Raw genomic sequence first — 6,751 nt, 5'->3', positions numbered from 1 at the left:
TGAAATTTACGAAGGTGTAGAAGATTATAAATAAAATTAAAAGGTTGGTTTAAGTGGGGGTAGGTAATTTTTAACTCTTACGTTTCCCAAATTTATCTATCCTGCGCGCAAAAACCGGTGCTATACATTACTGTAATACGAAAATTGGCTTTTTTGGCACCTCTCTAAATTCGTTATTTGAAGTGAAATTTCTCCCCATTTGCATCTTAACGTAATTTTCTCATTAACAGCTATTCTTTCCCTGAATTAATCCTGCTGAAGAATAAAAAAAACCACTGTTTTCGTCTTTCTGCTGAAGTTTATATCCTAAAGCCACTTTTTTAGTGAACAAGTCTTCAGAATTTGAAGATTAACCAGCCTTTTCTGAAATATTACTCTAAAAACAACATGTCAGCCTCCATATTTTCAGAAGGTATTCCGCTCTTTAGATAAATCCACCACTAAAACGAACCCGATAATTGCCATTTTCAACAAATCACTTCTTAAAACTAAAAATGTCTCACCAGGTTCAAAAATCTTCAGAAAAAAATTACTCAACCTGATAACTTTAAGAAGTACAGAACATCTTTTAGGATATCATTAAAACATAAGTAACCAAATGCTAACTATCTTAATGATAGATTATTCAGAAACATTAAAAAAAAGATGCAATGGAAAGTAACGAAAAGAAAACAGTATTAATTACCGGGGCAACAAGTGGAATTGGTAAGGCACTCGCGCACAAATTCGCAGGGAATGGCTATGATATTATAGCAGTATCACGAAATGAAGATGAACTCAATAAAATTACATCAGAAATTCAGAATCAGTACGGTGTAGAGGTGTTTAGTATTAAAAAAGACCTTGCACAAGATGGAGCCGCGAAAGAGGTATATAGCGAAGTAAAGCAGACGAAACGCACGGTGAATATTCTGGTTAACGACGCCGGGGTAGGACAGCGGGGAAATTTTGTTGATATTCCTACAGAGAAAGATTCAGAGATTATTCATCTTAATGTGCTGGCACTTGCCCAACTCACCAAATTATATGCTAAAGAAATGGTAGAAAGAGATGAAGGCCGCATACTAAATTTAGGTTCTATCGCAGGGTTCCAGCCTGGGCCAATGATGGCAATATACCACGCGACAAAAGCATTTGTTGTTTCCTTTTCTGAAGCTTTGGCAACAGAGCTAAAAGATATGAAAAGCGCTGTAACCGTTACCTGCCTATGTCCCGGCCCCACCGATACCAACTTTTTCTCGAGAGCAGATATGGAAAATACCAATGTTGTGGCAAATAAAGACAAACTAATGGAATCTCCCCATAAAGTAGCTGAAGAAGGCTATGAAGCGTTAATGAAAGGAGAACGCATCCACATACCCGGAGCTTCCAACAAGGTCATGACTTTTACGCGACGGGTGATACCAAAAAGTCTTCAGGCTAAAATCCAGAAGAAGTTTTACGAAACACATGAGGAGTAGTACACTTTTCAGCTAAATTTTGCGTATGTAGATTTAAGAACCGAAATGCTGTTTTTGTCACCCCTGGTTGCTGAATGTAGCATTTTGGTTCTATGATAAAGCAGGCCAATACTTTATTTTAAAACTTAAAAAGCTCTGGATAAGCCGAGGGAAGATTAAGAAAATCAAAACCCTTTACAACTGGTGTTTTATCTTTCTTCATTTCATTTTAAGAAGACATAATATGTCTTCAAAAGTTTGAATATCTGCTTGTCCGGGCTTTATATCTTAAGAGAATGGAGGTAATATTACTAGTTTTAGGAGTAGTTCTAATTGTACTTATCACCATAGATATGCTAAGCACTATCCTGCGCATGAACGGAGGAGGCTTTATTTCTAATTTTATATTAAAGAAAATATGGAACACCTTCTTTGTACTAAGCAAAAAAAACGGTAGTTCGCCAATCCTTTCCAATGCCGGATTTTTTGTTATCTTAATGCTATTCTGCCTTTGGATAGGCTCTATCTGGATAGGTTATAGCCTAATTTACCTATCACACGTACCCTCTGTTGTAAATACCAATACGCTATTGCCTTCCAATTGGGTTGGAAAAATTTACTTTGTAGGATACACGCTTAGTTCTTTAGGAAACGGAGATTTAAAATCGGGAGGCGATGCCTGGCGCATCCTCTCCAATATTTTGTCCCTACACGGGACTTTTCTTGTTACGCTCTCTATTTCTTATATTATTCCTGTTTTGGATGCAGTTATAAAAAAAAGGACATTATCTGCTTATATTTATCAATTAGGAAGGTCTCCTGCAGAATTACTAAGAAATTGCTGGAACGGTAAAGACTTTTCTCTTCTACATGATCAATTCCAGAGCTTACACACCATGATTTTAAACCACAGCGAAAAGCATCTCGCATATCCTGTTCTTCGTTACTTCCACAGTAACGAATTAAAATATTCAGCCCCACTTTGTATGGCAATCTTAGATGAAGTTGTGACTATCCAGGAGGTTTATAAAATTGATAAGTCTGATAGAGCCTATAATTGGCTGATTCTGAAAAAATCGCTGAATTCTTACCTGGAAATTCTCAGTGATTCTAATGTAAAACCAACAGACGAGGCTCCGCCTTTTGAATATTCCGAAGATTTAGATTTCTCTGAATTAACGTCAGATAAAAAGCTTACAGAAATTCTTGAAAAATTCAAAAAAAGAAGGAAAATCCTGGCAGGCTCTGTTAAAGAAGATGGATGGGATTGGGATGATGTAATTAAAAAAAGAGAGGTAAAAAGAAAGTTTTAAGAATTACCTGATGAATAGAAAAGCAAAAACCCCAAGAGAAAATTCCAATCTCTATTATTTAAATTTCATACACTTATGGGATAGTCTCGAAAGATCCTATTAATTTTCGAGAACATGCTTAAGGTTTTTCAATCCCTCTTCAAATCTCTTTGCAAGTAAGCGGTCTACTCCGTAAAACAGGCTTACAATGGTAAGCGGGAAAGGTACATATCCTCTTACTCCCCACACCATTTTTGTCTTTTCCGGCTCTATTTCTTTAACGCCGATGTATGTAAGGGCGTTTACCTTAAATGGCTTTATAAAGAGTACTTTTGTTTCTATTACTTTTCCCTTACGTACTTTTACAATTCTTTGGACTCCTTCTCCCACCCTGTGATTGCCTTTCCAGTAGAAAGAAGCTTCGGTCTTGCCATCTGTTTCTTTGTACTTCAAGGTAGCTTCCGGGTCTCTTTTAAACCAGGGCATCCATAGTGGCTGTTTGCGTAATTGCCGCACAAAACCATAAACCTCTTCCCTGGACCTGTTAATCACGATTGTTCGGCTTAAATCATATTCCTTTTTCGCCCATGCGTGCAGGAAAGCGAAGAAAGTTATAATAGCAATTATTATATAAAAGAATAAGGTCATCTGGAGCTTTAGTAAGTTTGAAAAGTTAGCAATAAATTAGGATTTCAGAAAGTCCTCTTTTAATTTGTCTGAATTTTTAAGACTTTTCTCTGCCCATTCCAAATGTAAAACAAATTTTTCCTTCTCTGTGAGCCGCCAGTCGTTTGAACTGCTTTTTAGTCTAAAAATAAGAGATTGCAAAATAATGGCTGCCGAAACAGAAATATTTAAGCTTTCTGTAAATCCGTACATGGGAATTTTTAAAGTGGCATCTGCATTTTTGACAAAATCTGTAGACAAGCCATCCTTTTCTGTTCCAAAGAATATGGCGGCAGGAGAGGAAATATCAAAATCCTGAAGTAGATCTGCGTCTCCATGAGGACTCGTGGCAACTATACGGTATCCTTTTTTCCGCAATTCGGCAATGCAGTTTTCCGTAGAATTGTACCTGTTTACCCCTACCCATTTTTGTGCGCCCATTGCAATTTCCTTATCTATCCTCCTAGGATTCTTTTCTTCAATTACATGGATATTCTGTATTCCAAATACATCGCAACTTCTAAGAACTGCACTGGTATTATGAAGTTGGGAGACATCCTGCGTTGCCACAGTAAAATAGTTTGTTCTCTCTAATAATACTTTCTCAAAAAGCATTCTTCTTCTGGGAGTGAGAAAGCCTAGAAGGTAATCTAGTAGTTCTTTGTTCATTGGCATAAAAGTAAAAAATACCTTGAAACTATTTGCTTTCAGAGTATTTTAAATCCTTAAGAATGGCAGGTTACTTTCTCCGCAAAAATTTTTAGTATCTTCTATTCCGAAAAAAAATAAAAAATAAACCTTAGCTTATGAAAAACCTGGTGGTTTTTACCGGTGCAGGAATTAGCGCAGAAAGCGGAATTAAAACTTTTCGTGATGACAACGGACTTTGGGAAGGACACGATGTTATGGAAGTAGCCTCCCCACTCGGGTGGCAGAATAATATGGAACTCGTGCTGAATTTTTACAACAAGCGTAGAAAACAACTTCTGGAGGTAGAACCGAATGATGCACATCACGCCCTGGCCAAACTTCAGGATAAATATAACGTGCCTATAATTACCCAGAATATCGATGATCTACACGAACGTGCGGGAAGTCAAAAGGTAACACACCTGCACGGAGAACTGCTGAAGGTAAGAAGTACATTTGATGAAAACCTGGTGATGGATTGGAAAAAAGATCTTAATAGTGGCGATTTTTGTGAACATAACTACCAGCTAAGGCCCCATGTTGTCTGGTTTGGTGAAGCAGTCCCCATGTTTGAAAAGGCTTCTGAAATTTGTTCTAAAGCAGACATTCTTTTAATAATTGGCACTTCTATGCAGGTCTATCCCGCTGCAGGTCTTATAGATTTTGCTCCGGAAGATATTCCGGTTTACTTTATCGATCCGAAACCAAATATTTCCGGATCTAAAAATTTAAAGATAATTTCAGAAAAAGCAGTTAAAGGTGTTCCTGCTCTTGTTACTGATTTATTGCAAAATGACATTGAGAGAACAGGAAAAATTTAGGTGTTCCATTTTCCAGGTTTAGTGGAAGCTGTATCTTTACCCTTAAAATAATTTTCTCTGTTGAGGCACTTGTTTTATGTTTTCTGTCCCTGAGCGATTAAAGGTCAAATACCTTTTGTTCCAATAGCTATTGGAAGCGTTCATAACATGTTTACATATTTTTAACTATAGTGACTTTACGGGAATCATATAATCTTCAGAAAAAATGACAGCGCTTACAGCAATTTCTCCAATAGACGGTAGATACAATGCAAAAACCCGGGAACTTTCTGCTTATTTTAGTGAAGAAGCCCTAATAAAGTATAGGGTAAAAGTTGAAGTTGAATATTTTATAGCCTTATGTGAGCTGCCGCTTCCTCAGCTGAAATCTGTTGATTCTTCTATTTTCCCAAAACTGAGAGCGTTATACGAAAATTTCACAACTCAAGATGCCCAGGCTATAAAAGACATTGAGAAAGTTACCAATCACGATGTAAAAGCGGTCGAGTATTTTCTTAAAGAAGAGTTTAATAAATTGGGGCTTGAGGATTCCAAAGAATTTATACATTTTGGCCTTACCTCCCAGGACATAAATAACACAGCAATTCCTTTAAGTATAAAGGATGCTATTTCTGCTACATATATCCCATGTGTTACTGAAGTTCAACAAAAACTAACTCAGTTAGCCCAAGACTGGTCTGCCGTACCCTTATTGGCCCGTACTCATGGACAACCCGCTTCCCCTACCCGTTTGGGCAAGGAAATTGAGGTTTACATTACCAGACTGGAAGCGCAACTGGACATGCTCAACTCTGTACCGCATGCTGCAAAATTTGGCGGTGCTACGGGAAACTACAATGCCCATAAGGTGGCATATCCCAATGTTGACTGGAAAGAATTTGGATCTGGTTTTGTGAAAGAAAAGCTAGGACTTCACCATTCATTTCCAACTACTCAAATAGAGCACTACGACCATATGGCAGCGCTCTTTGATGCTTTAAAACGAATCAACACGATCCTTCTGGACTTAGATCGTGACATCTGGACGTATGTGTCTATGGATTATTTTAAGCAGAAGATAAAGAAAGGTGAAATTGGATCTTCGGCAATGCCACACAAAGTGAATCCTATAGATTTTGAAAACAGCGAAGGAAATTTAGGCATAGCCAATGCTATTTTCGAACATTTATCTTCAAAGTTACCAGTAAGCAGATTGCAGCGTGACTTAACAGACAGCACGGTTTTAAGAAACGTAGGTGTACCGATAGGGCACACTTTAATAGCCTTTAAATCTACTTTAAAAGGACTTAATAAATTGCTGCTTAACGAGGAGAAATTAGATGCCGACCTTGAAAACAACTGGGCTGTAGTAGCAGAAGCGCTTCAGACGATTTTAAGAAGGGAAGGTTATAAAAATCCTTATGAAGCTTTAAAAGGACTTACCCGTACCAACGAAAGGATCAACAAAAAAAGTATTGCAGATTTTATTGAAACCCTTGATGTTGCTGAAGATATAAAGAAAGAAATGCGAGCGATAACACCTCAAAATTATACGGGAATATAATAGATTTTAAGCATTTAAGATGGGAAACAAGAACAGGAACTCTTTCTTAATCTAGTAATTTATAACTTTTCGCTTTATCTATGAATTCAGAAATTGCTGCCTGAACACCTGCCCAAAAAATTTGAAGGTTTCTTTGGCTTTATTTATAGCCAAAGTTTTCTCTTCTTCAGAAAAACTTCTGGAGTCAAGAAGCTTTTTAAATTCATTCCAGGATTTTAAACTGTCCCGTTTGCCGTTAAAGAAGTGGTGATTTTCAATAGAGGATAAGTTATCGCATTGCTTTATATTACGGGAGATCAG

The 6,751-nt window shown here is 37.2% G+C and carries 7 protein-coding genes; 4 read left to right on the top strand and 3 right to left on the bottom strand.

What is annotated here, in order from left to right:
* Positions 1-650: 650 nt before the first annotated feature.
* Together RM529_RS15425 and RM529_RS15420 are read left to right on the top strand one after the other, a co-directional pair.
* Entirely contained in the window at positions 651-1,460 is an 810-nt protein-coding gene (locus RM529_RS15425) for an SDR family NAD(P)-dependent oxidoreductase (protein ID WP_311485648.1), read from the top strand.
* Between the two features lie 275 nt (positions 1,461-1,735).
* On the top strand, positions 1,736-2,752 hold the full coding sequence (locus RM529_RS15420; RefSeq protein ID WP_311485647.1) for an ion channel: 1,017 nt from the start codon (positions 1,736-1,738) through the stop codon (positions 2,750-2,752).
* A 99-nt stretch (positions 2,753-2,851) separates the two neighbouring features.
* On the opposite strand, the gene RM529_RS15415 is transcribed toward RM529_RS15420, so the two are convergent.
* On the bottom strand, positions 2,852-3,379 hold the full coding sequence (locus RM529_RS15415) for an SRPBCC family protein (RefSeq protein ID WP_311485646.1): 528 nt from the start codon (positions 3,377-3,379) through the stop codon (positions 2,852-2,854).
* Between the two features lie 36 nt (positions 3,380-3,415).
* The gene (locus tag RM529_RS15410) at positions 3,416-4,066 is read right to left on the bottom strand and encodes a TrmH family RNA methyltransferase (protein WP_311485645.1); all 651 of its coding nucleotides are present in this window, start codon (positions 4,064-4,066) and stop codon (positions 3,416-3,418) included.
* Positions 4,067-4,203: 137 nt separating this feature from the next.
* Between RM529_RS15410 and RM529_RS15405 the strand changes: the two genes are divergently transcribed.
* Positions 4,204-4,908, top strand: coding sequence for an SIR2 family NAD-dependent protein deacylase (locus RM529_RS15405; protein WP_311485644.1), 705 nt, complete (start codon positions 4,204-4,206; stop codon positions 4,906-4,908).
* Positions 4,909-5,113: 205 nt separating this feature from the next.
* Complete coding sequence (gene purB, locus RM529_RS15400; protein ID WP_311485643.1) at positions 5,114-6,451, top strand: adenylosuccinate lyase; 1,338 nt, start codon at positions 5,114-5,116, stop codon at positions 6,449-6,451.
* Positions 6,452-6,529: 78 nt separating this feature from the next.
* On the opposite strand, the gene RM529_RS15395 is transcribed toward purB, so the two are convergent.
* Positions 6,530-6,751 (bottom strand): biliverdin-producing heme oxygenase (locus RM529_RS15395; protein WP_311485642.1); only part of this gene is annotated, 222 nt, incomplete at its 5' end.

The sequence above is a fragment of the Autumnicola edwardsiae genome (genome assembly GCF_031846505.1).
In the GTDB taxonomy this organism is placed as follows: Bacteria; Bacteroidota; Bacteroidia; order Flavobacteriales; family Flavobacteriaceae; genus Autumnicola; species Autumnicola edwardsiae.
Note: the sequence above shows the minus strand (reverse complement) of the source record. Positions and strands in the feature narration are given on the sequence as shown.

Excerpts from the sequence above, each read along its gene's own strand:
- RM529_RS15410 (WP_311485645.1), bottom strand. The coding sequence starts at position 4,066 with ATGAACAAAGAACTACTAGATTACCTTCTAGGCTTTCTCACTCCCAGA.
- RM529_RS15415 (WP_311485646.1), bottom strand. The coding sequence starts at position 3,379 with ATGACCTTATTCTTTTATATAATAATTGCTATTATAACTTTCTTCGCT.
- RM529_RS15405 (WP_311485644.1), top strand. The coding sequence starts at position 4,204 with ATGAAAAACCTGGTGGTTTTTACCGGTGCAGGAATTAGCGCAGAAAGC.
- RM529_RS15425 (WP_311485648.1), top strand. The coding sequence starts at position 651 with ATGGAAAGTAACGAAAAGAAAACAGTATTAATTACCGGGGCAACAAGT.
- purB (WP_311485643.1), top strand. The coding sequence starts at position 5,114 with ATGACAGCGCTTACAGCAATTTCTCCAATAGACGGTAGATACAATGCA.
- RM529_RS15420 (WP_311485647.1), top strand. The coding sequence starts at position 1,736 with ATGGAGGTAATATTACTAGTTTTAGGAGTAGTTCTAATTGTACTTATC.